The following is a 1005-nucleotide window of genomic DNA, read 5'->3' on the forward strand; positions in this document are numbered from 1 at the left end:
ACGCTCTTGGGTAGAGGATTGTTGGTCAGCTCTCAGCAGTAGCTGGAAGTCACAGCGGGCAAGGGTGACACGCTCGTGTCACCCGACAAACGATGTTTCCAATCAAGACGTTTGTATCGGAGCGTCGAGCCGCGAACCTGCTACGACAGGTTCGCTGGCGTGACGGCGTCTATTGCCCACGCTGCCGTGCCGAATCTGTGATTCGGTACGGCAGCTATCGAGTGTTCCAGCGATACCAGTGTAAAAATTGCGACCGTACGTTCAACGATCAGACAGCCACAGTCTTTGAACACTCAGCGGTTGCTCTCAAAAAATGGTTCCTCGCTGTCTACACCTACATCCGCTTCAACACGAGTTTTAGACAGCTCGACGTGGAAATTGACGTTTCCTACAAGACGATCTATCGGCGCATCCAGCGCTTCCTGCGGGCGCTGGATGCGCCTCTGCCACACCTCAAAGGCCCTGTTGAAATCGACGAGCTGTACGTGAAAGCCGGACTCAAAGGCCGCGAGCGCGACCAGCCGTCGCGCTCGCGTGGCCTGTCCACACGCGGGCGTGGAACATATGATAAAGACAAGCCACCTGTGTTTATTTTGGCTGATCGCGGTACCGGTGAGCGGTACGCGATCCCAGCGAAAGCCGCCGATGAATCAACGATCCGACTCCTGCTGGCTGACCACCACCAGGAGTCGCTGACTGTCTATACCGACGGCTTTCGAGCGTATGAACCGCTTGAGGAGGACGACGCATTCACTCGTGAATACGTCGTCCACGGCGATGGCGAGTACGTTGATGGAGGTGTCCACGTCAATACCTGCGAGAGCCACGGATCGCTGGTGCGATCCTGGCTCTCGCCACATCGAGGTATCTCCAAAGACAAACTCACGCCATACCTCAGAGCGTTTCAGCTTCGCCGTGAGGTCTTCCGAAAACCGGGAAAGGAGGCATTAGAGACAATTCTTGAAACTGTGCTCTAACTCACCAACAATCTACGCCACAAGAGCG

General features: G+C 55.7%; 1 protein-coding gene. It reads left to right on the forward strand.

Going from position 1 to position 1005, the window contains the following annotated elements:
* Positions 1 to 92: 92 nt before the first annotated feature.
* The gene (locus DP106_RS15430; RefSeq protein ID WP_120086660.1) at positions 93 to 977 is read left to right on the forward strand and encodes an IS1595 family transposase; all 885 of its coding nucleotides are present in this window, start codon (positions 93 to 95) and stop codon (positions 975 to 977) included.
* Positions 978 to 1005: the final 28 nt, after the last annotated feature.

The organism is Halonotius pteroides (genome assembly GCF_003605635.1).
GTDB classification, from domain to species: domain Archaea; phylum Halobacteriota; class Halobacteria; order Halobacteriales; family Haloferacaceae; genus Halonotius; species Halonotius pteroides.

What these genes read in the sequence shown, in the direction of transcription:
- DP106_RS15430 (WP_120086660.1), top strand. Translation starts at nt 93, where the DNA reads ATGTTTCCAATCAAGACGTTTGTATCGGAGCGTCGAGCCGCGAACCTG.